The sequence below is a fragment of the Streptomyces sp. NPDC037301 genome, from assembly GCF_055602785.1.
Genome location: NZ_JBVJWD010000013.1, coordinates 39,781 through 66,692, shown reverse-complemented (window position 1 = coordinate 66,692; position 26,912 = coordinate 39,781). Strand labels below are relative to the sequence as shown.

The window sequence follows — 26,912 nt, the reverse complement described above, 5'->3', positions numbered from 1 at the left end:
AGACCCCGCAGGGACGATGAGCACGTACCGCGACTTCACACACCGCGGCTCCGCCCGCGCCACCGTCCTGCGGACCGTAGGCACCCGGGAGCGGCGCTCGCACCTCACGGCGCCGCGGGTACCCACCGTCGGCATCGACATCGGGGGCACGAAGGTGATGGCCGGCGTCGTCGACGCCGACGGCAACATCCTGGAGCAGCTGCGCACCGAGACGCCGGACAAGTCCAAGAGCCCCAAGGTCGTCGAGGACACCATCGTCGAGCTGGTCCTGGACCTCTCCGACCGGCACGATGTGCACGCCGTCGGCATCGGGGCGGCCGGATGGGTCGACGCGGACCGCTCCAAGGTGCTCTTCGCCCCGCACCTCGCCTGGCGCGACGAACCACTGCGCGACGCCCTCGCCTCCCGCCTCGTCGTCCCCGTCATGGTCGACAACGACGCCAACACCGCCGCCTGGGCGGAGTGGCGCTTCGGAGCGGGCCGCGGCGAGGACCATCTCGTCATGATCACGCTCGGCACCGGCATCGGCGGCGCGATCCTGGAGGACGGTCAGGTCAAGCGCGGCAAGTACGGCGTCGCCGGTGAATTCGGCCACATGCAGGTGGTGCCCGGCGGGCACCGCTGCCCCTGCGGGAACCGCGGCTGCTGGGAGCAGTACAGCTCCGGCAACGCCCTGGTCCGCGAGGCCAAGGAGCTGGCCGCGGCCGACTCCCCGGTGGCGCACGGCATCATCGAGCGGGTCAAGGGGAACATCCCCGACATCACCGGGCCCCTCATCACCGAACTGGCCCGCGAGGGCGATGCGATGTGCGTCGAACTCCTCCAGGACATCGGCCAGTGGCTCGGCGTCGGCATCGCCAATCTGGCCGCCGCGCTCGACCCCTCCTGCTTCGTCATCGGAGGCGGCGTCAGCGCCGCCGACGACCTCTTGATCGGCCCCGCCAGGGATGCCTTCAAGCGCCACCTCACCGGCCGTGGCTACCGCCCCGAGGCCCGGATCGCAAAGGCGCAGCTCGGCCCGGAGGCAGGTATGGTCGGCGCCGCAGACCTGGCCAGGCTGGTGGCCCGCAGATTCCGCCGTACCAACCGTCGCCGCGTCGAGCGGTACGAGCGGTACGCGCAGATCTACGACCAGGCCGCGAGCACCATCCGTAACACGCGCAACACTCGCACCTCCTAGGGACCTCCACAGACATGACCGCAGCCGAGCACCCCGTCCTGCCGCGCCAGTCCTCGCCGCCCGACGACGACAAGCCGCCGCAGGACCGGCGCCGGGTGATCCGCCGCCGCCTGATCACGGCGACGATCATCGTGCTGCTCATCGGCATTCCGGCCGGCTACCTGCTGATCTCCGCGGGGCAGAGCCGCCGCTCCGGCCAGAACAAGGAGGCCGAGGCCTCCGCACAAGGGCTCAGGGAGGGGTGGCCGTCCCGGATGCAGCGCCGGATCTTCGAGCTGCCGATGCCCGGCAACGCCCTGGACGTGCAGTACTACGAGACCAACAACTGGAAGGCCAGCCGGCTGTACGTGGAGTTCCGTACCACGTCCGCCGGGCTCGACCGGTTCCTGAGCCGGATGGGCAGCGGCCGCGCCGCCCTGGAGACCGGCAAGGTCAGCATCGGCGACCGTGACCAGGAGGTCACGGGCTGGAGCTTCGGCCCCGGTGTCGAGTGGGCGGGCACCACGCACACCAACAAGGACCCGCGACCCACCCAGGACATCACCGTCGACATGTCCGATCCGATGAACCCTGTCGTATATGTCGCATCTGCGGCGACCCCCTGACCGGAAGCCGACAGACCGCTCACCGACCTGGAGCAAGTGAGCGACGCCAGTGACATGAATACCCCGCAGCCCGTACCGGTTCCGCAGACCGCGCGTGTCCCGCAGACCGCACATTGCAGGGGCCGCCGGCACCTGCCGCCCCGCAGCCGGCGCACCAGGGGCAGCCGGTCGATGGCTCCGAGGACGCCCCGTCCTCGTCATCGGCCCGTCGCGAGCGCGTGAGACGGTGAAGCCTCGCCGGAATGCGGCGGGGCTTCTGTGCTGCGCGCTCAGGCGTCTCTGTCGACTCTCCCGGATGGACTCGGAGTCTCGTTCCGTCCCACTTCTTGGATGGGATCGTGGGTGCATTCCTCGAGTGTCTGGACGACCCCGTAGGTGAGGCCGGCGGCGTCGAGTACCTCGCGCCATTCGGCCAGGGGGCGGGTGGCGAATCGCTTGTCCAGCAGAGTGACGATGTCGGCGGCGTGGGCGCGGCGGCTGGCGGTGTCGTGGAACCGGGGGTCCTCGGCGGCCTCGGGGTGGCCGATGGCCTTGAGGAAGAGGGGGACTTGCTTGTCTTCGTTGGCGAAGGCCAGGAGGATCCAGCGGTCGTCCGCGGTGCGGTAGACGTTGGCCTTGACCTGCAATGCGTAAGCAGACCGTCCAGGACTGGGCGCTGCACCGTCGCTGCCGCGGCCGGCGGCCATCACCTCGCCACGCACGCCCTGAAGCTCCTCATTGGCGGCACGGGCGTGGCCGAGGACGGCGCCCCGTCGGCCGAGCCATCGGAGCCGCCTGCGCGGGAAGAAGCACCGGACAACCGTCAGTCCGGTGGCATCGGCGAGATCGGCCGGCAACCGTGCCCCGGTATGACCGGCCACCCCCGAACCATCGGCACTGACCTGGACCTTGGGACGAGAGCCGATAGCGTCGGTCAGCGGGGTCGCATTGCCGCGTCCCCGCCCCCTCAGAACCGTACGTGCACGTTATCCGCGCATACGGTTCAAGCAAGCCCTGAAGGCTCTTGGGATTGCAGAGTCATCTCGTTGCCCGACGCGTTCAGCGACGTAGGCACGAGGTGTGGGCCAGGCGGAGTTGAACTCCGTCCGGCGTCTTCGCTCCCTGGTAGGCGATGTGTCGTGCCTTGATCGCCTTCCGGGTGGTACGGAGCCATTGCTCCCACCCGGTCGGGGACTGTGGGGGCCGGTCGGCATGCAGGAGCAGTTGCCCGCAGAGCTGGCAGCGGACGTAGAAAGTGCCCTCCGCCTGGACCGGCAGAACCCCTCAGCAAGGTTCATCGTCCCAGGTCAGGAAGGCACTTTCGCGGTTTCGCCCCACCAGCCGCCGTACCCGAGCGAAACGGCGAGGCTAGCGTGCGCTTTCCTCGGCGGGGCGGCGGCCCCAGGCGCTGACGATCAGCGGCCCGAAGCCGACCGTGTCGCCGTCGTGCCAAAGCCGGCTGAAGGCGTCGAGGTCATCCTGGGTGAGCAGTCCCTCGGCGAGCATCCGGGGGGCGAGCTGGGCGACCCACATCGCCCAGTCCGGCTGGCCGTGCTCGACGTCGGCCAGCAACGGCATCGACGCCGCCCGGATCCCGATGTCGGTCAGCCCCGCCTCGCGCAGCTGGCGCGGCACCTTCCGGCCGTAGGAGGCGTCGTAGGCGCTGCCCGCGTACAGTTTGTGACAGGCGGCGATGACGCGCTCGTGCGCCTCGGACGGAGGGTCGATGGTCAGCGCCGTGGACCAGTCGACGTCTTCGACGACCACCCAGCCCCCCGGCCGGGCCGCGGCCGCCATGGACCGCACCATCTCGGCCGGTTCGGGGAGATGCTCAAGGAGCAGCCGGGCGTGCACGAAGTCGAACCGGCCCTCGGGCAGCGGCTCGGCCGTCACGTCCATGGTGCGTACGGTGATCGGGCCGCCGGCCAGCGGTTCCAGGAAGCGGGTGTCGGCGTCGATCGCCAGCACCTCGCCCTCGGGCCCGACCCGTTCGGCGAGCATCCGCACGACGCTGCCGCTGCCCGCGCCGAGGTCCACGCAGCGCCAGCCGGTGCCAACGCCCAGCCGGTCGCAGATCTCGGCGGTGCCCACGTTGTAGAAGACGGCCAGGTTTTCCAGGCGCTCGCGCTCGTCGGCCCACGCGGGGTCAATGATGTAGTTCATGGGTCTGGATACCTCTCGGAGGGTGATGGTGCCGTCCACGGCCGGCCTCCGGGCGCCGGTGCGCGCGGCGGACTGCTCGGCAGAGCAGCGGGAGACGGCGAGATGACGGGTGCACGGGGGTGCCACGGCCCTTGGTTGGCGGCGCGCACGCGCGGGCAGAACCGGTCCGGCAGGGTGCGTGCAGCGGAGGATCTTGCCGCTCGGGCCGGCGCACTTGAGGTATTCCCGTAGCCGACGGTCGTCTGCCATGGGTGCCTTCCCTCGCGTTCTGCCGGATGCGGCCGGCCCGGTTGGACGGACCCGGGTTCGTCGTCGGCTGGCGCCCGCCATCGCGCGGGACCGGTGAGGCCTGAAATACGCCGGGCGAATACCTAAGTTGAGTCCATGGAAAACGCGCCTCCGAATTCTGCGCGACACCATGTTCCGGTGGCAACGGATGGTTGGGATGCAAATAAAGCCCCCGGCGGATTTCTTCATGGTGGCCGGAGATCACCGGGTTGCCAAGTCACTTGATACGCCGAAGGTATGACCCTGTGCAACCGCCGATAGGTTCCTTCGCGTCCGCGTTTTCCTTCGGCAACAGCGGCTTGACGCCACCTCGGCCACTCGACCCACGGGGTATTTCCGCAGGCCAGCTCGGCAAATTTGAACGGCCTGCCCACTCGGACGGGACCCCGCAGTGTGACCCCGGGCCTTCAGCTCGTCTTTAGAGTCGCTTTAGAAACCCACTTCGGCATTGACACGCACGGCACTTCGGTCCTTTTCTTAATCCGTATCCACCTCGTGGATGACGGCTCCGCGAAAACCTTCCACTGCTTTCCGGAAGGCACGTCGTGAACACGAACGGGTTTCCGTATGGACCACTGCCGGTAGCGCACCGGTACCGGCCAGTGCGTACGGCCGGCCGTCTCAGCGGACCGCTGTCGACTCAGGCATCCGTCAGCGGCCCGGCGCCGGTGACGCGTGACCACCTCCCGGCGCCGGCACCCCATCCGCCGCCCCCCCTCACAAGAATCCGGAGAACGCGCACCATGAACATCACGCCGCAAGCAGGCAAGAAACTGGGTGCGACCGTCGAGGGCTTCGACCACACCACCGCGTCGGAGTCGGACATCCAGGAACTCATGCAGACCGTGTACACCAGCAAGATCGCGGTACTGAAGAACCAGGACCTGTCGACGGATTCCTTCCTTGAGTTGAGCAAGCGACTGGGCCGGCCGGAGCGCTACTACGAGCCGATGTACCACCACCCGGACAACCCGGACATCTTCGTTTCCTCGAACATTCCGAAGGACGGCAAGCAGGTCGGCGTCCCCAGGACCGGCCAGTTCTGGCACGCCGACTACCAGTTCATGCCCGACCCGTTCGGCATCACCCTCATCCACCCGCAGGTCGTGCCGAAGAAGAACCGCGGCACATATTTCATAGACATGGGCGAGGCGTACCGCAAGCTGCCCGATGACCTGAAGGCGGCGGTGGCCGGCACCAACTCCCGTCACACCGTGCGCAAGTACTTCAAGATCCGTCCGGGGGACGTCCACCGACCGCTGTCCGAAATCATCGCGGAGATCAAGCAGAAGACCCCGGATGTGCTGCATCCCACCACCTTCACGCACCCGATAACCGGGGAAACGGTTCTCTACGTCAGCGAGGCCGGCACCGTCGAGATCGAGGACGCGGACGGCAACCTGCTCGACGACAAGCTGCTGCGGCAGCTCTTCGAGGTCACCGGCCAGCTCGACGAGGAGATGAGCCACGAGCTCATCCACCTCCAGGAGTTCGAGGTGGGCGACCTGCTCGTCTGGGACAACCGCAGCCTGATCCACCGCGCCCGGCACACCACGACACCGGAGCCGACCGCCTCGCACCGCATCACCGTGCACGACGCCCACAAGCTGTACGAGAAGGAGGCGTGACCATGACCGCGATCAGCCACCCGACCGACCCGGAAATTCTGGACAAGGTGCTCCACCCCTACAAGGAGCACTGCAAGTACCTGAAGTCGGCCGACGTCACCGCCGATGACGGGGTCGTCTCCGCGCAGTGCACCTTCTCGATCCCCGAGTCCTGCTACATCGATGACACTGGGCACCTCAACTCCGTCGAGGTCAACATCTGTTACAACCAGATGGCGTATTACACCGCCGCCGCGGCGGTCCAGTGGGGGCTGCTGGAGGAGTTCTCGGGCTGGACAATGGACGATTACTGGAAGCGCCTGCTGCCCGACATGCTCATCACCCGGTTCCAGGCCAGGTTCCGGCGCCCGGTCGACGCCCGTGCGTTCGGCGGCGAGGTGGTGTTCAACCGGCTCCAGCGGCGGGTGTCCAGCGCCGGCGACCCGCTTCTGATGATCAACACCACCCACCGCTTCCACGACGACACCGGAGAGGGCTGCGGCGGTGAGGTGACGCTCGCCCTCACGAACCTTCCCGACTGAACCGCGCCGTACCGAACCGGGGTTGCGGTACGGCATGTTGGTCACGGCGCGCCGCCCGGCCGTGACCGCCTCCGTACCGCGACCACGGTCGCGCGCGCCCCAGGAAGGCCCCCCCCGCGCAGCACACCGACCCGACCGCCGACACCGACGAGGCTGCACTCGCTTCGCTGCGAGCGGCCTGAGGGAGAAAGTGTTTGTGATGGGCGGTCAGTTACCTGGGAGGCACGTGTGGATGCCGGCTGACGGGACGTTTTGGACCGTCTCACCGACCGTGAGCTCCAGGTCCTCCTGCTGGACCGCTCGCCGCCTCCGGACCGACGAACGAGCCCCGCCCGGAGGCGGCGAGCGGTCCGACGCCGCAGGCGACCGTATCCACTCCTCGCCCGGCGCGCAGGTGCCGGAGCTGGGCAACGATGACACCGGCTCCGGCACGGCGCGGACAAGGTTGCGCGCTGGGAGGCGGCAACGGTCAGTGATGAGAGACCCCGGGCGTCCCCCGTGGGCCCCTCTCCCCAAGCGTCCCACGCCGCCAGTCACACGCCCACCGGCTCCGGCTCCTCCTCTTCCGCCCGCAGGATAGTCTGCTGCAGTTCGCGCAGCGCCCGGCACGGCTCCAGCCCCAGCTCGCGACGGATCGTCTCGCGGACGCTCTGGTACGTCGTGAGCGCCTCGGCCCGGCGTCCGGACCGGTGCATGCACAGGATCAGCTGCTGATAGAACGTCTCGTGCAAGGGATGGTCGACGACGAGGGACCGCAGCAGCCCGATCATCTCCTGGTAGCGGCCAAGGGCCATGCTGGACTCGACGAACAGCTCGGCGCATTCGATCCGGGCCTCGTCCAGCCACTTGACGAATCCGCCAATGACCGGTCCGTCCGACACCTCGCTGAGCGTATTCCCCCGGGGGAGCGCGAGCGCGGGCCCCAGCACGGTAACCGCCTTGTCGTACCGCCTCGTCCGAACACTGACCCGCCCCTCATGGAGCAGCCGCTGGAAGAGATGCAGGTCCGACTCTCCGGGGCCGACCTGCAGGAGATAGCCAGGCAACTTGGTGATGAGCGGGCCCTGATCGTGCCCGGGTCCGCCGTCGTGCCCCCCGCTCAGGAACTTGCGCAGCTGCGATACGTACACGTGCAGGGCCGCCGTCGCCCGGCGCGGTGGCGTACTGCCCCAGAGCTCGTTGATCAGCGCTTCACGGGAGACGACATGATTCGCCCGGATGAGCAAGGCGGCCAGCAGAATCTGCATTTTCGGCGCGGTGATCGCGGAAATCCGGTTGTTATCGGTCACACCAAAGGGCCCGAGAATTTCGTATCGCACCAACGGCTCCTCAAACTCCAACAGCACTTTTCCTGGCTTCACTTCGGGTGTACGGGCCGACGCCGCGCTCGACTCGTATCGGCCCCGCTAGGCATAGACGTAGAAACCGCGTTCCGACTTCAGGCGTTGGTTCTTCACTCTTCCGAGTGGCGTGCGGAGGACAGGCCCAGCCTGGTGAGGGGCCGAAGGCGACGGCCGGGCGCCCGCCCGGTACCACCCGGCCTGGGGTGAACGGCTTCGGCAGGACCGACTGTCACAGCAACTCCGTACGCATGGAGATTCCCCGAATATGACGTGTGTGAGAAGGGCCGGACCCGGCCGTGCCGCTGACACTCGCAACACTCCAGCCCACCGCTTGCGTCCTGCTGACTTTCCGCTGACGTTCCGCTGATGTTCTGCTGACTCCCACGAGCCCTAGACCAGTCCGTGACCAGCCGATAGCGCAAAACAGGCACTGAGAGGACGTGAACCTTTGCCTCTTGCCGGAATTGGCCGCATACAGGGGGTCATCGAAGCTCCGGCCAGCGGATAGTCCCCGCAGTATTCGCGCCCCTCGGTGGGCCATCACCTGGGGGCGCTGCGCGTTACTGCAGTCCGTGGCGTCGTGCCTGGCCAAGGAACCCGGTCCCAACGGCCCACGCCAGCAGGCCTGCTGGACCTGTTGGTGCCGGAGAGCGCGACGTACTCGACCACGGTGGCGGTACCGGTACCGTCCAACGGCGTCCCGCCGCACCGGGCCCCGACCGAAGCCGCCCCGTGGGCCCGGCGCCGGCCTCGAATTCGTGGCGGTCGGCCCGGAGAGTTCCCTGCTGATCGACGCCGTGGGCGTCACGATCGAATCCCCGGCCGGGGAACCGCAGTTCACCTGGGCCGGGATCGGCTCCGTCGAGTACGCGGCCCAGGGCCCCAGACACCTCGGGGTCACCGTCCGTCCCCGTGCACCACTCCTGCTCGCCGCACGCAGGCGGGCCCGCTTCCAGGAGTGGCTGGAGGATCTGCCAGTGATCCTGGAGTGCTTCACATATCCGCCGCGGCCCCGGGCCTCGTTTGATCTCAGCGCGGGGAGAGGTCCTCGGGGAGGAGCAGCCGCAGGTCGTCCAGGCTCGGTACCGCGACGGTGCTCAGCCGTCCCGCCTGATGGGTCATCATCTGCTCCAGCGTCTGCCGGGCCAGCCGAGCGTTGCCGAACGTCGCCCCCCTGGGGATGCCGTCGAAGTGGGTCCGCAGCGCGTTGGCCGTGCCGGGCGCGCACTCGTAGCCGTTGTCGGCGGCGTGCATGCGGACGATCGTGACCAGTTCGTCTGAGGAGTAGTCGGGGAACTCGATACGCCGCGGGAAGCGTGAGTCGAGGCCCGGATTGGAGCTCAGGAACCGGTTCATCTCCGCGGTGTACCCCGCCGCGATCACCACCACCTCGTCGCGGTGGTCCTCCATCAGCTTCAGCAGTGTCTCCACCGCCTCCTGGCCGAAGTCTGAGGAACCGGCGCCCGACCGGGGCGTCAGGGTGTACGCCTCGTCGATGAACAGGACGCCTCCCAAAGCCCGTTCGAACACCTCCCGGGTCAGCTGCGCGGTGTGTCCGACATAGCGGCCCACCAGGTCCGCACGTGAGACCTCGACGAGCTGGCCGCGCGGCAGCACGCCCAGGGAGGCCAGCAGTTCGCCGTAGAGCCGCGCCACCGTCGTCTTGCCGGTGCCGGGCGGGCCGGCGAAGACCAGATGGTTGCTGATCCGGGGGGCGGGCAGCCCGGCCTCCTTCCTCCGGCGCGCGGTGGCGAGCAGATTGACCAGGTCGCCCACCTCGCGCTTGACGGCCGCGAGGCCCACCAGGGCGTCCAGCCGCAGCAGCGGATCCTCGTCCTGCCCGTCCTCCGGCGCGCCGCCCGCCGGGACGCCCACGTCCTCCGCGGTCAGCACGGCCAGCTCCCGCTCGCCGGCCTCCGGCAGGGTGGCCAGCCGGGATGCCTGCCGGTCCACCATCTCCTCGAAGACCTTGCGGGCGGTACGGCCGTTGCCGAAGCCCGCGTCACGGGGGATCCGCTCGAAGCGGGTGAGCAGTGCGGTCCGCGCCGCCGGATCCAGCTCGTAGTGGTGGCCGGTGCACATCCGCTCCACGATCGTGACCAGCTCGTCCGAGGTGTAGTCGCTGAACTCGACGCTGCGGGTGAAACGCGAGGCGAGACCCGGGTTGGACGCCAGGAAGTCCGTCATCTCCTTCGGATAGCCGGCCGCCACCACCACCACGTCCTCGCGGTGGTCCTCCATCAGCTTCACCAGAGTGTCGATCGCCTCGCGCCCGAAGTCGGCGCCACTGCCGCCGCCGTCGGAGAGCAGGGTGTACGCCTCGTCGACGAACAGCACCCCGCCCAGCGCCTTGTTGAAGGTCTCGGTGGTCTTGATGGCCGTCCCGCCGATGATCTGCGCCACCAGGTCCGCACGCGACACCTCCACCAGGTGCCCGGAGCGCAGCACGCCGAGCGAGGCGAGGATGGAGCCGTACAGCCGGGCGACGGTGGTCTTGCCGGTGCCGGGCGGGCCCGCGAAGACCAGGTGGCGGCTCATCGGCGGAGCGGGCATGCCGATGCTCGCCCTGCGCTGCGCCATCCGGTTGAGGTTGATCAGCGTCAGCACCTGCTGTTTGACCTCGTCGAGGCCGATCAGCGACTCCAGCTCGGCCACCGGGCCCGTACCGGACCGGGTTTCGGCCGCCGCCGGGGCCGCTCCGCCGGGCAGCCGCCCGTCGCCCGCCGCCTCCGCGTCCTGCGCGGTGCCCCAGGCGTCCGGGGCGCCGTTCTCCGCACTGGCCAGCCCTTCGATGGCGAGCCGGTCGTTGGGCACCGTCTGGCGCACTCCGCTGCCCCGGTTGGCGCGGACGGTGCAGCCGGTCAGCGACACGGCGTCGGTGCCCTCCACCCGTATGCCGTCGGCGCCCGAACCGGTCACCTCGCAGCCGTTGAGGGAGGCCCGCGCGCCCGCGGACACCAGTACGCCGTACTCGGCGGACCCCGTCACCACGGCACGCACGGCCGCCAGTTCGCCCTCGGGTGCGATGTGGACGCCCGCGCCGCCGGACTCCTCGACCCCGGTGTCCCGCAGCGTGAGCGTACCGAGCGCCCCGATGTGGATCCCGGCCCCGGCGGAGGTACGCAGCCGGCCCTTGCCGATGAACAGATTGCCGTGGCCCGAGACATGGACCGCCGAGTCGCCCGACCGCTCGACGACGCCCTCCTCCAGCCGCCCCCTGCCGTCCTTGACGACCTCCACGCCGTGCGTGCCGGCGCCGGTGACCGTGGCCCGCAGCAGCAGCGGGTTGGCGCCGCTGCGGATCACGATTCCGGACCCGCCGCTGTCCCGTACCTCAAGGCGGTTGAACTCGGCGGCCGAGTCCTCGTCGAGCAGCACGCCGGTGCCCTTGGCGTCATGGACGACGGTGTCCGTCAGTACCGGTGAGGAGAAGCCGGTGACGCGTACGCCGGGTTCCTCGGCGGTGGCGAACACGCACTCCTCGAACGTGCCACGGCTGCGCTCGGTCACCAACAGGCCGTGCCCGCCGGTCCGTTCGGTACTGCACCGGGCCAGCGTCGGTGAACTGCCGCCGCCCAGGACGAATCCGTGCCCGGTGACGTCGCTGACGGCGACGTCCTCCAGGACGACCGGCCCGGTGCTGTTCACGAACACGCCGACGGCGGCCTTGCGGACCGTGCCGCGCACCATCCTGACCGAACTCTCCTCCTCGACGGCGACGCCCGGCTTGCCGGTCGCCGATATCGCGCATTCCTCCAGGAGGACGTGCGCCTGCCCGTTGGTGAGGACACCGTTGCCCTTGGTGTCCCTGAGCCGGCTGAAGCGCGCGGTGATCCTGCCCTGCTCACCGGCCACCACGGCGGACGTACCGAGGTGTTCGACGACGCAGTTCTCGAGGAAGCTCTCGGCCGAGGAGGTGGACACCACACCGGCGCCCACCGGGTTGCTGATCCGGCACTGACGCAGCGCCAGCGACCCGCCGTCCCGCGCGAAGAGCGCCGACCAGGCCGAACCGTGGATGTCGCACCGGTCCATCGCGAGCTGCCCGCGCGGCGCGTCGACCACGGGCAGTTCGTCGTCGTGCCCGCGCAGCACGAGATCCCTGACCATCACCGCGTCCCCGGTGAGTGTCAGCGCCGTACCGCGCCGGGGCGCCAGCTCCACCGTCCCCTCGCCCTCGGCGGCGGTCAGGGTGATCGCGGCCGAGACCGTCAGGCTCTCCTCGTACCGCCCCGGAGCGATCCTGACGACCGCTCCGGCACGGGCCCGTGCGACGGCCTCCCCGACGGTGCGGTGGTCGCCCGTCCCGTCGGCGGCGACGGTGAGCATCTGGCGTGACACTTGTCTGACCTCCCGGACCCCTGCGCCGTAGGTACGGGGCGGAGACGCGCGGCATGTAGGGCGTGGGAAACTGCTGTGCCCATCATGCCTGTTGCCGCAGGTCGCCCGCCATGGTGGTCGGCGTTCCGGGGCCGCCGGGGCACGGGTCCGGGGAGCCTCGTTACCATCGGCGCATGCGATCTTCGAGGTCCTCGGTGTCCCACGCACTCGGGCCGGCAGCACTGGCCGCCCTGCTCCTGATACCCGGCACCGCGGCTCCGGCCGGTGCGGCGGGGGACGCGGACAGCCCCTCGCTGCCGGGAATGCCCGCCACTGTCGCCGACGGCCGCCCGTGCACTCCGGGATCCGCCAAGAAATCTGCCCAAGTCCCCTGGGCGCAGAGCTTCCTGGGGATCGACAGGGCCTGGGAACTCAGCCGTGGCGCGGGGGTCAAGGTCGCCGTCATCGGCACCGGAGCGGACCTGCGGCGGGTTCCGGCGCTGGACGGCCGGGTCACCGGCGGCCCGGATGTGGTGGCGGGCGGCACCGTGCGGGACGACTGCGTCGGATACGGCACGTTCCTCGTCGGGATCGTGGCGGGCGGGCAGCAGCAGGGTGTCAAGGCGGCCGGCGTCGCCCCGGAGGCCGAGGTGATCGCGGTGCGGGCCACCGACAAATACGGTGCGACCACACCCGAGGCGCTGGCCAAGGGCATCAGGGCGGCCACCGACTCCGGGGCGCGGATCGTCCACGTGGCGCTGAGCGTCCCTTCCGCACCGAAGCAGCTCAAGGACGCCGTCCTCGCCGCGCAGAAGGCCGGTGCGCTGGTGGTGGCGCCCGCCTCGGCACGGGAGTGGGAGCGCGGCGCGGCGGCATCGCAGACGGTGAACGGGCCCGCCTACCCGGCGGCGCTGCCCGGGGTGCTTGCCGTTTCCTCGGTGGGGCCGGGCGGCGAACCGGAAGCACCGGGCACGGAGAAGGGGCGGCGTACGCAGCCCAGGCTGAGCGCCCCCGGCGTCTCGGTGACGGGGCCGGGGCCGGGCGGCCGCGGCCAGTTCACCGGCCGCGGCGACGCGGTGGCCGGCGCCTTCGTGGCCGGTACGGCGGCCCTGGTCCTCTCCTATCACCCCCGGCTGACCGCCGAGCAGGTCGCGCACCGGCTGGAGGCCACCGCCTACGGGGCCGTGGGTGACACGCCGGACCCCGGCATCGGGCTGGGGATCGTCGATCCGGTGCGGGCGCTCTCCGCCGTACTCCCCGAGGAACACACACAGTCCCCGGCCGTAACGGAGAACGCCTCCGTACCGGCCGTCCCGCCGCTCGACCCGCCGGAGGCGCGCAACCGGGCGCTGGCCGTGGCCGGCGGGGCGACAGGGGTGACGCTGCTGGTCGCCTTCCTGGCGTTCGTGCTGCCCAGAGGGCGACGCCGGGGATGGCGGGCCGGCCGGGCGGCAGGTCGTCCTGCCGCGGAAGCGGACTGAGCCCCGGCCATCACCGCTGGGCGGCAGCGGCGTCAGCGTCCGGCGATCCTTTCGGCCGGTCTCGACATCCGGTGACCCGCGCGGCCGGCCTCAACGTCCGACGATCCGCCGCAGCCACCGGGAACGGGCATCGCGGGCATCCTGGCTGAGGACCGCCCGCGGCGCGAGGGTGTCGAACCCGTGGAAGGCGCCGGGCCACACATGCAGTTCGGCCTCGCCACCGGCCCGCCAGATCGCGTCGGCGTAGGCCACGGCCTCGTCCCTGAAGGTCTCGGCCGACCCGGCCTCGAGGTAGGCCGGGGGCAGCCCGGACAGATCCGTGGCGCGGGCGGGTGCGGCGTAGGGCGACAGGCCGGCAGCGCCGTACCGGTCGCCGAGCACCGCCTGCCACGCGGTCGCGTTGGAGGTCCGGTCCCAGGTGTCGAGGCCGGCCATCTGGTGGCTGGAGAACGTGGTGCCGCGGTCGTCGAGCATCGGGCTCAGGAGCAGCTGACCGATCGGGACCGGTCCGCCGCGGTCGCGGGTCAGCAGGGCGAGTGCCGCGGCGAGACCGCCGCCCGCGCTCTTGCCCCCGAGAATGACGCGGTCCGCGTCGAGGCCCAGTGCGGCCGCGTCGTCGGCCGCCCGGACGAGTCCGGCGTAGCAGTCCTCCACGGGACCGAGGTACGGCGCCCATGGCGCCAGCCGGTACTCGACGGAGATGACGGCGAGCCCTAGCGGCAGAGCCCATTCCCGGAGCAGCCGGGGAAGTACGGACCAGGCGTTGCCCATGATCATGCCGCCGCCGTGCATGTAGTACAGCAGCGGCAGGGGCCCGGTGGCACCGGCGGGCCGTGCGCTGACGAGCCTGACCTCCCGCCCGTCCCGGTCCGCGGGCGTCCGCAGCTCCTCCACCTCGAACCGGCCGTCGGCCCGGAGTTCGCCGAGGGCCGGTCTGGGGCGGGCGGCGGCATCCCGCTCCTGCCTGGCCGCGAGACCCTCCGGCGTCAGCGGCTCACGTGCCTCCGCCCCCATGGCCGCCAGCGCGGCGCGCAACTCCGGGTCGAACGGAGGCGCGTGCCGCGCCGGCGAGTCGGGGCGGTGCTCCGACGGCCTTCCACCGGCATCCACGACAGGACCTCCCCGGACCGGAGGATGCCCGGCGGCATCCCGACCGGGACAGCCTGCCAGCACGACCGCGCCGGCAGCACCCGGGGCAGTGCGCCGGACGAATCCCGTCCGGCCGTGCACGCGAAGTCCCGTCGTACGCCCGGTAGATGAGGTGGGCGGGACGGGACTTCGCGTACATGCCTAGGCCTCGCCCTCCGGGTCCGGCAGCAGCGGGGTCTGCACCTGCACCACACCCCTGCGCGTGATCAGCTGTGCCCGGCCGGGCGGCAGCTGCCTCGGCTTGGTGTCGTTGAACAGATATCCCTCCGAGGGCGGGCAGGAGAGCAGCGCGGCAGGTGTGTTGACCTCCAGCAGACGGCGCAGCAGCGGGTCGTTCATCGCCCGCGCCGCGCCGTTGGCGCTGCGTGCCACGATCAGGTGCAGACCGAGCTCCGCGCCCTGGGCGAGGTAGTCGAGCAGCGGCCCGAAGTGGTTGCTCATGTTGCCGCCGGACACCATGTCGAAGTCGTCCACGACCAGGAAGACCCGCGGGCCGCTCCACCAGTCCCGCCGCTTCAGCTGGGCGGGCGAGATGTCCGCGCCGGGCAGGCGCTCCTTCATGGCCCGTGCGACGCCGTCCACCGCCTGCTTGAGTACGTCGACGGAGACGGCGTAGCCCAGCCGGTGGGACTCGGGGACGCTCTCCAGCAGCCCGCGCCGGTAGTCGATCAGCAACACCCGCGCCTCAGCGGGGGTGTAGCGGTCGGTGACCGCCCGGCAGACCGAGCGCAGCAGGTTGGTCTTGCCGGTCTCCGCGTCGCCCACCACCACCAGGTGCGCGGTCTGTGCGAAGTCGTGCCACATGACGTCGAGCTGGTTGCCCTCCAGGCCCAGCGGCAGGCGCAGATCGCCGTCCGCGCCGACCTCGGCGTCGGGCAGCTCGGAGGGTTCCAGGACCGACGGCAGGGTGCGGACCGCGGGTGCGGGCGGGCCCTGCCAGTGCTCGGCCACCTGGGCCACCGCGTCGGCGACGCCCGCCCCGAGGTCCGAGGCGCTGTCGCCGCCGTCCAGCCGGGGCAGCGCGGTGAGGAAGTGGTGCTTGGAATCGGTCATGCCGCGGCCGGGCGACTTGGGGATGGTCGCGGCGGCCCGCATGTTGATCATGGAGTCCATGCTGTCGCCGAGCCGCAGCTCGAAGCGGGTGCCGAGCTGGTCCCGCAGCGCGGTGGGGATCTCCGACCAGCGGCCCGCCGCCACGATGAGGTGCACGCCGTAGTTGAGGCCCCGCGCAGCCAGCGCCGTGAAGGTGTCCATGATGTCCATGAAGTCCTGGCGGATCGTGCCCCAGCCGTCGACGACGAGGAACACATCGCCGTACGGCTCGTCGGGCATCTCACCGGCGGCCCGGCGGGCGCGCAGCATCGCCATGGAGTCGATGCCCAGCTCGGCGAACTGCTTCTCGCGCCGGGCCACCAGCCCGTGCACCTCGGCCAGTGTGCGCTGCACCCGCTCCAGGTCCAGCCGGCCCGTCACGCCGCCCACATGGGGCAGGTCGCGGAGCGAACCGAGCGAACCCCCGCCGAAGTCCAGGCAGTAGAACTGGACTTCGCGCGGAGTGTGGGTGAGGGCGAGCGACATGATCAGGTCGCGTACGAGGGTGGACTTGCCGCTCTGCGGACCGCCCGCGATACCGACGTGCCCGCCCGCGCCGGACAGCTCGGCCACCAGGGGCTCGCGGCTCTGGTCGAAGGGCCGGTCGATGATGCCCACCGGCACCGTCAGCCGGCCGTGCAGCTCGGGATCGATGGTGGTGAGACCCCGCTCGGCGTGCGGCTCCACCCCCATCAGCAGGACGTCCAGCGACAGCGGGCTGTCCAGCGGCGGCAGCCAGACCCGGTGCGCGGGCCTGCCGCCCTCCCGCATCCGGGACACGGCCAGCGCGAGCAGGGACTCCTCGCTCTCCTCCTCCGCCACCGGCTGCGGGTCCGGGTCGGGCGCGGGGAGCCGGGGCGCGGTCCACTCCGTGCGGTACGGGACCACCTGACCGGCGACGGCCGACGCGCCGACCCTGCGGACGCCCTGATAGGGCCCGGAGACGTACGCGGCCTTGAACCGGACCAGGGTCCCGGTGTCCTTCTTCAGGATGGCGCTGCCGGGTACGGAGGGCAGCTGGTAGGCGTCCGGCACACCCAGGACGCCACGGCTCTCCATCGAGGAGAACGTCCGCAGCGCGATCCGGTACGACAGATGCGACTCCAGCTGGGTCATCCGGCCCTCGTCCAGCCGCTGCGAGGCGAGCAGCAGATGCACACCCAGACTGCGGCCCAGCCGGCCCACCATCACGAACAGGTCCATGAAGTCACGGTGTGCGGAGAGAAGTTCGCTGAACTCGTCGACCACCACGAAGAGGGTCGGCAGCGGCTCCAGATCGGTGCCCGCCGCCCGCGCCGTCTCGTACTCGAACGCCGACGTGTAGTTCCCGGCGCTGCGCAGCAGCTCCTGGCGGCGCATCAGCTCACCGTGCAAGGCATCCTGCATGCGGTCCACCAGGGAGGACTCGTCGGCGAGGTTGGTGATGACGGCCGAGGTGTGCGGCAGACCGTCCAGGCCCAGGAAGGTGGCGCCGCCCTTGAAGTCGACCAGGACGAAGTTCAGCTTCTCCGAGGAGTGGGTGAGCGCCAGCGCCAGCACCAGGGTCCGCAGCAGCTCCGACTTGCCGGAACCCGTCGCGCCGATCAGCACGCCGTGCGGGCCCATACCGCCCTGCGCCGCCTCCTTGATGTCCAGTTCCACCGGGGTGCCGTCACCGGCGAGCCCCAGCGGCACCCGCAGCCTGGCCCGTTCGCTGCGGTCGTTGCGCACGGCGTCCAGATCGACGGTGTGCAGGTCGGGGAGGCCGAGCAGGGTCGTCAGCTGCACGTCCGAGGTGAGTGCCTCACCGTTGTCCGTGGTGATGCCCATCCGATAGGGGGACAGCAGCGTGGCCAGTGCCCTGGCCCGCCGGGGACCCAGCGCATCGGGCCTGCCGAGCGCCGAGATGGTCTCCTTCCCCGACCGGTCGGTGCTGACCAGGTCGAGCCGCTGCCCGGCGATCCGCAGCCGCAGGGTGTGGCGGGACTGACGCCAGGGCAGGGAGCCGGACACGTCCAGCGTCACCGTGTTGCGGTAACCGTCGGTGGCCAGCCGGGAGTCGGCGGGCGTCCGGGCGCTGTCCAGCACCACGACGCAGTAGGGCTCCTCGGTGCTCGGGACGGCGTCCGTCTCGAATGCGGGCCGGCCGGTCAGTTCCTCGCCGAGCAGTGATTCGAGACCCAGGACGGAATCGGTGACCAGCCGCACGGGGCCCCCGCCGTCGACGTCCGTCGGATGCTGGGCGTGCGGCAGCCACTTCACCCACTCCCAGGCGTCCCGGCGGTCATGGTCCGCCAGCACCACGATCCGCAGGTCCTGCGGCGCGTGGAACACACTCAGCTGGGCCAGCAGGGCCCGCACCATCGCCTGCGCGGCCTCCTCCTCGGACTGGAGCAGGACGCGTGCGTAGGTACGCAGATAGACGGCGACCGGCTGGTCGGGCACTGTGCCGTACGCCTTGATGAAGCGCCGCAGGGCGTGCGCGGACAGCGGCTCCAGATCCTCGACCGGCTTGGTGCTCAGCGGTGTCAGCTTCGTCGCCAACTGCTGTTCGCCCACCGCGATCCGCACCTCGGCGAAGTCCGCGTGCGCCGCCCGCCGCTCCCACAGCCTGGCCGTCGGCACCAGGCTCCACAGGGATGCCGGGTCCGGATGCGACCACGCCTGCGCCTCCCGCTGCTGGGTGATCACCTTGCGTATGCGCCTGCGGCTGATCGACAGGTACCGCATGTAGTCCCGCCGCTCACCGAGCAGCGCCCGCTTGCGGTCCCCGGAGGCCCGGACGATCTGCGAGACCAGCATGCCGACGGCCGACAGCGCCATCAGGCCGATGGCGACGTACATCATGGGGCCGCCGCCACTGCCGGGACGCAGGAAGATGAGCACCATGCCGAGTGAGCTGAGCGCCATCGGCATATACGTGATCATGTTGCCCATCGCGCTCTGCGTCTCCGGCACCGTGGGCGGCTCCTGGAGGCTCAGTTCGCCATGGGGCATCTCGGGGCCAAGACGCCGGGGAGGCCTCTTGAAGAGGACCACGCTCAAAGGGAATCGCCTTCCTGAGGGGTGCCGGCGGTTGCCGTGACGCGTCTTCGGGATGACGGAACGTCAAACGCCTGCGGTACGGCCGACGGTGCGGGAGTGCAGGCCGGGGGATGGGCGGGGCGGGGCCGCCGATCTTGGCGGCACCCCACAACGTACAGACTGCACGCACAAGTTAATGTGATCAATCTGACCGCGTCGACCACTGTCCTGGAAGGCGATGAAACGCGCTTGACCGACACATCCGCGGCACCCCTGTGCCGCCTCACGGTGCTGACGCCCGACCGCTCCGTCGAACTCGCCGTACCGTCCGACATCGTGCTCGCCGATCTGATGCCGACCATCGTCGACCACGGGGGAACCGACCTCTACGAACGTGGTGCGCAGGCGGGCGGCTGGGTGCTCCAGCGCCTCGGCCAGGAACCCCTCGACGACGAGAACACCCTCGGCGACCTGGGCCTGCACGACGGCGAAACGGTCCATCTGCGCCTGCGCGGGGACGCCCTCCCCGAGATCCATTACGACGACCTCGTCGACGGGCTCTCCAGCCGGCTGCGCGAACGCCCCGACTCCTGGCGGCCGGTGTGGTCGCACCACCTCATGACCGCGCTCGCCCTGAGCGCCCTCGCCACCGGCCTGCTGCTCCTGCTGCTGCCCGGCTCCACGGGGCTCAGGGCGGTCTGCGCGGCGGGGACCGCGATCCTCCTGCTGGCCGGTGCGGCGGCCGCCTCACGGGCGGTCGGCGACGTCGGCGCGGGCGGCGCGCTCGGCGCGGCGGCCGTCCCCTTCCTCACCCTGGCCGGAGCCCTGGTGCCCCAAGGGGCCGAGTCCGACGCGGAACTGGGCGCCCGGCTGCTCGCGGGCTGCTCCGCGGCGGCCGGCGCCGCCGTGCTCGCACTGGCCGCCGTGGGCGCGTGCGCCCCGCTGTTCCTGGCGGCCGCACTGGCCGCGGTCCTCGGGGCGGTCGGCGGAGCCGTGATGCTCTTCGGCGTCCCGGCCACCGGCACGGCCGCCCCGCTGATCCTGGCGGTCGTCCTGCTGGGACACTTCCTGCCGTCCCTGGCGTTCCGCCTGTCCGGACTGAAGGTGCCGCTGCTGCCCACCAACGCGGGCCAGCTCCAGGAGGGCATCGAGCCCACCCCGGACGAGCGGATAGCCGCCCGCGGCGCCGTCGCCGACAGCTACCTCACGGGCCTCTACGGCGCCACCGGGCTGGTGGCCGCGGGCTGCCTCACGGCGCTGGCGTTCGAGACGTCCTGGGCACCGCTCACCCTGGCCGCGGTCCTGTGCGCGCTGATGTTCACGCACGCACGGGCGATCGGCGGCGCCTGGCAGCGGCTCGCCGTCGTCCTGCCGGCCGCCTACGGTTCCGTACTGCTGACGGTGCAGCTGGTCCTGCGGACCGACGACGGGTCCCGGCCGCTGCTGCTCGCCGGGCTGCTGGCCGTCGCGGCCGTGCTCGCCATCACGGGCTGGACGCTCCCCGGCCGTCGCCTGGTGCCCTACTGGGGGCGCGCGGTCGACCTGCTGCACCTGCTCTTCGCCATCGTCCTCGTCCCGCTGGCCCTGCTCGTCGCCGGTCTCTACCAGTACCTGCGGGGCCTCAACAGCTGAGCCCGCTGTCCGGCGTCCGCCGCCGGACAGCCGGCGGATCCCGGGGTCCGGCGGCCGAAAGCCCCGGTACCCCGGGCCCTCGCGCGCCGGGCCGATGCCCGGTCGGAAAGGCAAGGAATGCAGTCCAGGCGGGACCAGGTCCACGCGCACATGTTCGTCATGAGCCGGCTGTCACTGGGAATGCTCCGGGACGACCCGGACGCCCCCGAGTCCGCACACCGGCGGACCACGAAGGGCTTCGTCATCGGTCTCGTGGTCGCGGCCCTGGCCGCGCTCATCGTCGCGGTGTACGGGTTGGTGGTGCCCGGCGGCTCGAACGCGTGGAAGGCCACCGGAACGCTGGTGCTCGACGAACGTTCGGGCGCCCGCTACCTCACGCTCGACGGAGTCCTCCACCCGGTCCTCAACGAGACCTCGGCCAGACTGCTGGCGGGTGACCGGATGAAGGTGGTGAGCGTCAAGCCCGCCTCCATCGAGGACGCCCCGCGCGGCGCGACCCTGGGCATCGTCGGCGCGCCGGACCCGCTGCCGCAGGCGGGCGCGCTCAGCCGCGAGGCCTGGTCGGTGTGCGCCACCCGGCCCGAAGCCGCCTCGGAGCCGCTCCTCACCCTGGCCGTCGGCCTGACCGCCAAGGGCAGGCCCGTGACCTCGGACGGGGCCACCCTGGTCCGTACCGTCCCGGGCGGCACCACGTACCTCCTCTGGCACGGCACCCGGCTGCGGCTGAACACCGCGAACTACGCGGTCCAGGCACTGGGTTACGACCCCGACGGGGCGTACCCGGTCCCGGACGCGTTCCTCAACGCCCTGCCGGCGGGCCCGGACCTGGCGGTGCCGGAAGTGTCCGGACGCGGCAAGGCGGGCCCCTCGCTGGCCGGCCGCCCGACACGGATCGGGCAGCTCTTCGACGGCTCCGGCGGCCACTATCTGCTGACGGAGCGCGGGCTGACCGAGGTCACCGCGCTGGAGGAGGCACTGCTGAAGGGCGATCCGCGTACCCAGCGGACCGCCTACGCCGGAGGAGCAGTCGTACTCCAGAAGATCGGTCCGGACGACCTGGCGCGCCACCAGGACCCGAAGGCGACCCGGCTCGTGGGAGCCGGGGGAGGTAGGGTCCCGACCGGTCTGCCCAGGCCCGGCCCGGTCGGCGCGGGGGAGGGCGTCTGTGCCGTCGTCGGCACCGCGGACGGCAGGCCGACGGTCTCGGTCGTCCTGCCCCGCGCGGACGCGGTGGGCGGCCGGGCGGTGTCCAACCAGCCCGGAATCACGGCGGGTTCCGGAGCCGCCGACCTGTTCGCGGTACGTCCGGAAGGCGGCGCCCTTGTCACGGCACTCTCCTCGGCGGGCACTGGCACGGCCTACTACCTGGTCACCGAGTCGGGCGCCAAGTACCCGGTCCCCGGGGGCGAGAAGGGACTCCAGCGGCTCGGGTACAGAGCCGATCAGTCCGTGCCCATCCCGTCCGGTGTCCTCGGGATGCTTGCGTCGGGGCCCGCGCTGGACGACACGGCCCTGCTGACGCAGGGACTCGTGGAAGCATCGAAGAACACGATGCCTCGATAGCCGATTCCCGTTTGCGTTAAGGGAATTGAGGTTCCTTTGAGGATAGGAGGGCCGGGGGGCATGCGCTTTCCCCGGCATTTCCGCAGCTCACGCACGTATCGCAGATGAACACTCAGATTCTCGGGGAACATTCGTACCAAGATCCCGTACGGCGTATTAACCTGATGATCCGTCGACTCCCGGAGGGCGTGATTCCGGTGTGGTCGGCCTGTCGTGCGCCCGTGGTGCCGCCGTGTTCCCGCAGTGTCCAGGAGGACCCCCATGTCTGATGTCTCCGGCTTCAACGTCAACTCGGCCGACGGCCTGTCCAACGATGAAACAGCGATGCTCGAGACGCTGAAGACGCTGGACCAGCATCTTCGCGACATGGATGAGGCGGGCCGCAAGGTCAGGACCATCCAGGGCCAGGTCCGGGCCGCCTACCAGGCGGGTTCCTCGGAGACCCACGCGGCGGGCATCGACGAGTGGCTCAGGGCGCACGGCCGGGTCATGGAGCGCACCCAGTTCTTCCGCGAAGGCACCGCGATGGCCAACCGGCTCCTCACGGACGCCGAGCACGAGGCGCAGGGCTACGCCGCCGGTATCGCCGGCACGATCAACCCCGGGTGACCTTCTCCGCCTTTCTCCCCGCCTTTTCTTCCCCGCTCTCTTAACCGTCTTACGAGGAGTTCCGCCATGACCGTCAAGATCAGCCACCAAGGGGTCCTGGACGCCGTCAAGAACATGGACTCGGCCCAGCAGGAGATGAAGGAGGCGCTCGCCTGGATGGAGAAGAACTTCGGCGCGCTGCGCGACACCCTGAGCGGTCAGACCCGTACCTCCTGGGAGGAATTCCAGGCGGAGCTGGGGCGGATCAAGCTGCAGCTCGACGAGCAGTACGGGGTCGCCCGGACGACTCTCCAGCGGATGCACGCACGACAGATCGACGGGGACCTCGACGGCGGCCGCGGCCTGAACAACCTCCAGGGCAGCTGACTCCGATACCGACCGAATCGACTTCTGTGAGGTGTGGGCATGGCTGATGAAGTGAATCCGAGCGACATCTACCAGTCGACCGACGGCGTCTATCTCAGGTATGCGAATCAGGAGCTTCCCACGTTCCGCCGTGACCTCACGGTCAAGCCGGACTACGTGAGCCTGGGATCGAAGATCCCTCTCGCTGTCGGAATCCCCGAGAAGTGCACGCAGGCGAAGGCACTCGAGGGCCAGATGGAGACGTACCGCGCCAGTATGCGTACGCGGTACGAAACGGCCATCACGCTCCTGAACAACTTTTCCGCCAGCCTGCGTGACGTGGAGACCAAGCACCAGGACGCCGAGGACGACTCCACAGGCATGGGTGGCGCGCTCGCTGACGAGTTCTCCGAGATCCTGACCCCGAAGGGAAAGTGAAACCATGGCTGAGGTGCCCCCCGGGATGCCGGCCAAGTGGGAGGACATCCTCGCCATGTTTCACGACGGCACCACCAAGATTCCGGACCGGAATCTTGTGGCCGGCCCGGGATCGAAGAAATGGATCACCAAGGAGTTGAACGGCGCCTGGTCCGATACCGCCACCAGAGACGGCGGCAGCGACTGGAAGCTTGACGGCTACAAGGCGTACTGGTTTCCCTCTCGGGAGGGCAAGCAGTTCCTTGTTTTCGGGTTCAGGTACAACTGGGATGAATTCGGCAACGGCCCGGGCCCGTTGAGTGATTTCACAGGAGCCGCCGGACCTATTCTGGATTCCGTGTCGTCCGGGACGAACAAGGACGCCAATCCGCTCAAGTCGAGCTTGGCGGCCGACGTCCTGTACAACATGGATCTATGGACGGGCGGATGGGTGGCCAAGTTCAACGAATGGGCCGAGAAGGTGGGGAACGGCTCGGAGGAGCTCCAGGGGGAGTCCGCGGAACTCTTCGAGGCCGTTCTTCTGGCGGTCAAGCGTTCCCTCCAGGAAACGCAGTCCTTCTACATGGGTGGCGCCATCAAGGACGACCTCAAAGCGGTGAGCACCCAGTTGTCCGGCACCATCAACACCCTGAAGCAGAACGCTTGGACGTGGTTCGAGAAGCGGGAGACGGTGACGGCCCCCGAGGGGCAGAAGCCCCGGGAAGCAGGCCCCCTCTCCATGCCGTTCACCCACCTCTATGCGGAGTTCCTGAGGGTGATGGGCACCAAAACCGTCGATTCGAACCATGACGCCACGGTCAACGGTCTCGACTGGGACGGCGTCGAGAGAGACGCCAAGACGAGTTGGCTCGCCAACGTCAAGTCCGGTCTGGATGACGCGTCCGCGCCCACGATGCTTGCTCTGGCGACAGCCTACGACAAGGCAAGCGCAAAGCTCTCGGACGCGAACTCCGTCGTGAAGCCGACGTTCACCATCTCGCTGACGCCCGAGGAGCAGAACAACTTTTACGGCGGCACGGGTGCGGGCGGTGACGGTGGCACGGGCGGCGCCGACGACATACTCAACAAGTTCAAGGAGATGTTCGGCAACGGCGCCGGCGGTGACGGCGCGGGCGGCACCGGTGGCGGTTCCGGCGGTGCGGGCGGCGGCGATCTCGACCTCGGTGCCCCGCCTCCGGTCACCGGGCCGAGCGGCAGCACTTCCGGCACCAATCTACCGAAGACCAACAACCTCGGCCTCGGCCCGAATCCGGTCACCGGCCCCAAGGGCAGCACCTCCGGCACGGGCGGCGGCGGGTCCCTGACGGTTCCGGCCGGATCGCGCATCGACCCCAAGACCGGTGCCGTCACCGACTCCAAGGGCAAACCGGTCCTCGGCGCGGACGGCAAGCCCCTGATCGTGCCGCCCGGCTCCACCATCGGCCCCGGCGGTAAGATCATTTCGCCCGGCACCAGCGGCCCGAAACTGCCGACGCTTCCTGGCGGCTCCACCTCCGGGGACCTGACGCGGGGCTTCCGAGTCGACGCCGAAGGCAACGTCATCGTCCCCAAGGGCACCAGGGTGGATGCTCAGGGAAACCTGATCGGCGCGGACGGCAAGCCGCTGACCAACATGTACGGCGGGAAGCTCACCGTCCCGCCCGGCTCCCGGATCAACGCCGACGGAACCATCAGCGACCCGCAGGGCAAGCACATCACCGAAAGCAGCAACAACCTGAAGATCCGCAATCCCAAGACGCTCGACGAGCTGCTGAACGGCCAGCGTCGTCCGTCCACGTCGAGCGGCGATCTCTTCGGCGGTTCGAAGGGGGGCTCCGAGAACCTCCGCAGGATGGTCGACAGCAACGGCAACGCGATCCGCGAGCCGGCCTCCGTGGTGTCCGGGCTCAGCAACCGGGCCCGTGCGGCCATGGGGCTGCCCGCGACCCCTAACGTCCCGCCGACGCAGGGCAAGGTGTCCACCCAGTCGCTCGGCGCCCTCGGGCGCGGCGGCGCGGGGGGCGGGACGGGGAGCGGCATGCCGTTCATGCCGCCGATGGGCATGGGTGGTGGCGGTGGTGCCCCGGGCGGCGGAGCCAATGGCGGTGACCGGCAGCGCAACGTATGGCTCTCGGAGGACGAAGAGGTGTGGGGCACCGAGCCCGACGCCGGAACGGGCGTGATCGGACGATGAGTTCCGCAGGTGCTGAGGCGGCCGGGACACCTCCCGGGGGCGAGGATTCCGTCATGCCGCCGGTACCCGACGACATCCGCGCGGCGGCGCGCACCGCACCCGAGCACTGGTTCGGCACAGTGGACCCCGCGTGGAGCGGAGACGGTGAGCCGCCGCTGTGGGCGGTGATCGGGCAGTGGCGCTCCGACGCCGACGGCGAGATCGTCGAATGGCAGCGGAACGACAAGTACCGGCCGTCTCCGGGCATGCTCGGCTGGCCCGAACCGACCGATGACGTGGATGCCGCCATGCAGCTCGCGGCCACCGGCTACGGCCCGGTCGAGAGCGTTGCCCTGGCCGTGGTCACGGCCGAACTGGCCGTCCTGACCGCTCCCGGCGGTGGCGCGGTCAGCGCCTGCACCCCGGACGGCGACCCGGTGGTGCCGGTGTTCACCGCGCCCGCCCATCTGGAGCGGGCGGGCGCGCTCGCCCACCGGGTGCTGCCCGTCTCGGAGGCGTTCGCACTCGTACCCGAAGGCCAGGACCTGTACCTCAACCCGACGGGCCCCGTCGCTCTGCGGCTGTCCGCGGACGATCTGTCCCGCGCGGTGGACGTGCTGGAAGCGGCGGCGGAAGGCAAGGAGGAGCAGTACTGATGGTGTCGTTCCAGGAACAGCTCGCGGAGGCCATGGCCGGCCTCGCGGAGCAGACGAAGAAGATCCAGCAGGTCCAGGAGGAACTGGCCAGGGCGTCCGCCTCGGCAACCTCCAAGGACCGGATGGTGACCGCCTCGGTCAACGCCCACGGCGAGGTCCTCTCCTTCAAGTTCCACACCGAGGCCTACCGCACCATGCCGGGGGCCCAGCTCGCCGAGGTACTGAAGACCACCGTGAACGCGGCACGTACGGAGATGAACTCCAAGGTCAGCGGCACGGTCCGGCCGTTGATGGGCAGTCAGGAGGAGCTGGCGAGCGGACTCTTCGGCGGTGGTGAGCTCGACGATCTGCTCGCTCCGCTGCGCGCGATGCAGCCCGAGGGGCTGACGGAGACGGTGCTGGGCGGCGGGCGCAAGCCGTCCGGCAACCGCGGCGAGGAGGACGAGTTCTATGGCTGACGGAACCCTGAGCGTTCCGGGGGATCTCCCGCGCCGGTTCACCCAGTTCGGCGCCATTTCCAGAATCGTCGGTGAACTGGGCGTCCTCAACGACCACATCAACCTGGAGAACAGGACGGCGGGCGGCAAGGACGATGTGTACGCGAAGGAGTACCACAAGTTCGTCGACTCGACGGGCAAAGGGCTCACGTACGGCCTCGAGGGCCTCTCCGATCTGCTCGAAATGGTCGGCATCAGCGGCAACAACGCCTCGGTCATCCTGAACGACGCCGAGGACGACGCCAACCACATCGCCGCCGGCTGAGCC

At 70.2% G+C, this 26,912-nt stretch carries 20 protein-coding genes; 14 read left to right on the top strand and 6 right to left on the bottom strand.

Features of this window, described 5'->3' with window-relative positions; translation table 11 throughout:
• The first annotated feature begins 16 nt into the window (after positions 1 to 16).
• Complete coding sequence (locus ACZ7IB_RS21500) at positions 17 to 1,180, top strand: ROK family glucokinase (protein WP_072486134.1); 1,164 nt, start codon at positions 17 to 19, stop codon at positions 1,178 to 1,180.
• 14 nt (positions 1,181 to 1,194) lie between these two features.
• A complete protein-coding gene (locus ACZ7IB_RS21495) occupies positions 1,195 to 1,785 on the top strand; it encodes a hypothetical protein (RefSeq protein ID WP_470914586.1) in 591 nt (196 codons plus the stop codon).
• A 269-nt stretch (positions 1,786 to 2,054) separates the two neighbouring features.
• Here the strand turns inward: ACZ7IB_RS21495 and ACZ7IB_RS21490 are convergent, their stop codons facing one another.
• Together ACZ7IB_RS21490 and ACZ7IB_RS21485 are read right to left on the bottom strand one after the other, a co-directional pair.
• Positions 2,055 to 2,645, bottom strand: coding sequence for a CoA transferase (locus ACZ7IB_RS21490; RefSeq protein ID WP_470914584.1), 591 nt, complete (start codon positions 2,643 to 2,645; stop codon positions 2,055 to 2,057).
• 487 nt (positions 2,646 to 3,132) lie between these two features.
• Positions 3,133 to 3,927, bottom strand: coding sequence for a methyltransferase domain-containing protein (locus tag ACZ7IB_RS21485; protein WP_470914582.1), 795 nt, complete (start codon positions 3,925 to 3,927; stop codon positions 3,133 to 3,135).
• A 1,031-nt stretch (positions 3,928 to 4,958) separates the two neighbouring features.
• On the opposite strand from ACZ7IB_RS21485, the gene scoE reads away from it, so the two are divergent.
• Together scoE and scoD are read left to right on the top strand one after the other, a co-directional pair.
• Complete coding sequence (gene scoE, locus ACZ7IB_RS21480) at positions 4,959 to 5,843, top strand: (3R)-3-[(carboxymethyl)amino]fatty acid oxygenase/decarboxylase (protein ID WP_470914580.1); 885 nt, start codon at positions 4,959 to 4,961, stop codon at positions 5,841 to 5,843.
• A gap of 2 nt (positions 5,844 to 5,845) precedes the next feature.
• Entirely contained in the window at positions 5,846 to 6,364 is a 519-nt protein-coding gene (scoD, locus tag ACZ7IB_RS21475; protein WP_470914579.1) for a (2E)-enoyl-ACP glycyltransferase, read from the top strand.
• 533 nt (positions 6,365 to 6,897) lie between these two features.
• Here the strand turns inward: scoD and ACZ7IB_RS21470 are convergent.
• Together ACZ7IB_RS21470 and ACZ7IB_RS21465 are read right to left on the bottom strand one after the other, a co-directional pair.
• Complete coding sequence (locus ACZ7IB_RS21470; protein WP_470914577.1) at positions 6,898 to 7,611, bottom strand: AfsR/SARP family transcriptional regulator; 714 nt, start codon at positions 7,609 to 7,611, stop codon at positions 6,898 to 6,900.
• 1,125 nt (positions 7,612 to 8,736) lie between these two features.
• Positions 8,737 to 12,036: a right-handed parallel beta-helix repeat-containing protein gene (locus tag ACZ7IB_RS21465; RefSeq protein WP_470914981.1), complete on the bottom strand. Its 3,300-nt coding sequence runs from the start codon at positions 12,034 to 12,036 to the stop codon at positions 8,737 to 8,739.
• 185 nt (positions 12,037 to 12,221) lie between these two features.
• Between ACZ7IB_RS21465 and ACZ7IB_RS21460 the strand changes: the two genes are divergently transcribed.
• Positions 12,222 to 13,508 carry a S8 family serine peptidase gene (locus ACZ7IB_RS21460; protein WP_470914575.1) on the top strand — a complete coding sequence of 429 codons (1,287 nt, stop codon included), beginning with the start codon at positions 12,222 to 12,224 and terminating at the stop codon, positions 13,506 to 13,508.
• A 90-nt stretch (positions 13,509 to 13,598) separates the two neighbouring features.
• On the opposite strand, the gene ACZ7IB_RS21455 is transcribed toward ACZ7IB_RS21460, so the two are convergent.
• A complete protein-coding gene (locus ACZ7IB_RS21455; RefSeq protein ID WP_470914573.1) occupies positions 13,599 to 14,618 on the bottom strand; it encodes an alpha/beta hydrolase in 1,020 nt (339 codons plus the stop codon).
• A gap of 180 nt (positions 14,619 to 14,798) precedes the next feature.
• Complete coding sequence (eccCa, locus tag ACZ7IB_RS21450) at positions 14,799 to 18,725, bottom strand: type VII secretion protein EccCa (protein WP_470914570.1); 3,927 nt, start codon at positions 18,723 to 18,725, stop codon at positions 14,799 to 14,801.
• A gap of 276 nt (positions 18,726 to 19,001) precedes the next feature.
• On the opposite strand from eccCa, the gene eccD reads away from it, so the two are divergent.
• The 9 genes from eccD (at position 19,002) to ACZ7IB_RS21405 (ending at position 26,909) form a co-directional block, all read left to right on the top strand.
• Positions 19,002 to 20,384 (top strand): type VII secretion integral membrane protein EccD, encoded by a 1,383-nt coding sequence (gene eccD / locus ACZ7IB_RS21445; RefSeq protein WP_470914568.1) that lies wholly within the window; start codon positions 19,002 to 19,004, stop codon positions 20,382 to 20,384.
• Positions 20,385 to 20,501: 117 nt separating this feature from the next.
• Positions 20,502 to 21,947: a type VII secretion protein EccB gene (gene eccB / locus ACZ7IB_RS21440; protein ID WP_470914566.1), complete on the top strand. Its 1,446-nt coding sequence runs from the start codon at positions 20,502 to 20,504 to the stop codon at positions 21,945 to 21,947.
• A gap of 261 nt (positions 21,948 to 22,208) precedes the next feature.
• A complete protein-coding gene (locus ACZ7IB_RS21435) occupies positions 22,209 to 22,556 on the top strand; it encodes a hypothetical protein (RefSeq protein ID WP_405682883.1) in 348 nt (115 codons plus the stop codon).
• A gap of 66 nt (positions 22,557 to 22,622) precedes the next feature.
• The gene (locus ACZ7IB_RS21430; RefSeq protein ID WP_405682882.1) at positions 22,623 to 22,922 is read left to right on the top strand and encodes a hypothetical protein; all 300 of its coding nucleotides are present in this window, start codon (positions 22,623 to 22,625) and stop codon (positions 22,920 to 22,922) included.
• Between the two features lie 39 nt (positions 22,923 to 22,961).
• Positions 22,962 to 23,339 carry a hypothetical protein gene (locus tag ACZ7IB_RS21425; protein ID WP_470914564.1) on the top strand — a complete coding sequence of 126 codons (378 nt, stop codon included), beginning with the start codon at positions 22,962 to 22,964 and terminating at the stop codon, positions 23,337 to 23,339.
• Positions 23,340 to 23,343: 4 nt separating this feature from the next.
• Complete coding sequence (locus ACZ7IB_RS21420) at positions 23,344 to 25,512, top strand: hypothetical protein (protein ID WP_470914562.1); 2,169 nt, start codon at positions 23,344 to 23,346, stop codon at positions 25,510 to 25,512.
• Between the two features lie 53 nt (positions 25,513 to 25,565).
• Positions 25,566 to 26,147 carry a type VII secretion system-associated protein gene (locus ACZ7IB_RS21415; RefSeq protein WP_470914560.1) on the top strand — a complete coding sequence of 194 codons (582 nt, stop codon included), beginning with the start codon at positions 25,566 to 25,568 and terminating at the stop codon, positions 26,145 to 26,147.
• Positions 26,147 to 26,605, top strand: coding sequence for a YbaB/EbfC family nucleoid-associated protein (locus tag ACZ7IB_RS21410; RefSeq protein WP_402004950.1), 459 nt, complete (start codon positions 26,147 to 26,149; stop codon positions 26,603 to 26,605). Before ACZ7IB_RS21415 ends, ACZ7IB_RS21410 begins: the two co-directional genes overlap by 1 nt.
• Positions 26,598 to 26,909 carry a hypothetical protein gene (locus ACZ7IB_RS21405; RefSeq protein WP_266364630.1) on the top strand — a complete coding sequence of 104 codons (312 nt, stop codon included), beginning with the start codon at positions 26,598 to 26,600 and terminating at the stop codon, positions 26,907 to 26,909. Before ACZ7IB_RS21410 ends, ACZ7IB_RS21405 begins: the two co-directional genes overlap by 8 nt.
• The last annotated feature ends 3 nt before the right edge of the window (positions 26,910 to 26,912 follow it).

Excerpts from the sequence above, each read along its gene's own strand:
- ACZ7IB_RS21500 (WP_072486134.1), top strand. The coding sequence starts at position 17 with ATGAGCACGTACCGCGACTTCACACACCGCGGCTCCGCCCGCGCCACC.
- ACZ7IB_RS21495 (WP_470914586.1), top strand. The coding sequence starts at position 1,195 with ATGACCGCAGCCGAGCACCCCGTCCTGCCGCGCCAGTCCTCGCCGCCC.
- ACZ7IB_RS21485 (WP_470914582.1), bottom strand. The coding sequence starts at position 3,927 with ATGAACTACATCATTGACCCCGCGTGGGCCGACGAGCGCGAGCGCCTG.
- scoE (WP_470914580.1), top strand. The coding sequence starts at position 4,959 with ATGAACATCACGCCGCAAGCAGGCAAGAAACTGGGTGCGACCGTCGAG.
- scoD (WP_470914579.1), top strand. The coding sequence starts at position 5,846 with ATGACCGCGATCAGCCACCCGACCGACCCGGAAATTCTGGACAAGGTG.
- ACZ7IB_RS21470 (WP_470914577.1), bottom strand. The coding sequence starts at position 7,611 with ATGCAGATTCTGCTGGCCGCCTTGCTCATCCGGGCGAATCATGTCGTC.
- ACZ7IB_RS21465 (WP_470914981.1), bottom strand. The coding sequence starts at position 12,036 with ATGCTCACCGTCGCCGCCGACGGGACGGGCGACCACCGCACCGTCGGG.
- ACZ7IB_RS21460 (WP_470914575.1), top strand. The coding sequence starts at position 12,222 with ATGCGATCTTCGAGGTCCTCGGTGTCCCACGCACTCGGGCCGGCAGCA.
- eccCa (WP_470914570.1), bottom strand. The coding sequence starts at position 18,725 with ATGCCCCATGGCGAACTGAGCCTCCAGGAGCCGCCCACGGTGCCGGAG.
- eccB (WP_470914566.1), top strand. The coding sequence starts at position 20,502 with ATGCAGTCCAGGCGGGACCAGGTCCACGCGCACATGTTCGTCATGAGC.
- ACZ7IB_RS21435 (WP_405682883.1), top strand. The coding sequence starts at position 22,209 with ATGTCTGATGTCTCCGGCTTCAACGTCAACTCGGCCGACGGCCTGTCC.
- ACZ7IB_RS21430 (WP_405682882.1), top strand. The coding sequence starts at position 22,623 with ATGACCGTCAAGATCAGCCACCAAGGGGTCCTGGACGCCGTCAAGAAC.
- ACZ7IB_RS21425 (WP_470914564.1), top strand. The coding sequence starts at position 22,962 with ATGGCTGATGAAGTGAATCCGAGCGACATCTACCAGTCGACCGACGGC.
- ACZ7IB_RS21420 (WP_470914562.1), top strand. The coding sequence starts at position 23,344 with ATGGCTGAGGTGCCCCCCGGGATGCCGGCCAAGTGGGAGGACATCCTC.
- ACZ7IB_RS21415 (WP_470914560.1), top strand. The coding sequence starts at position 25,566 with ATGCCGCCGGTACCCGACGACATCCGCGCGGCGGCGCGCACCGCACCC.
- ACZ7IB_RS21410 (WP_402004950.1), top strand. The coding sequence starts at position 26,147 with ATGGTGTCGTTCCAGGAACAGCTCGCGGAGGCCATGGCCGGCCTCGCG.
- ACZ7IB_RS21405 (WP_266364630.1), top strand. The coding sequence starts at position 26,598 with ATGGCTGACGGAACCCTGAGCGTTCCGGGGGATCTCCCGCGCCGGTTC.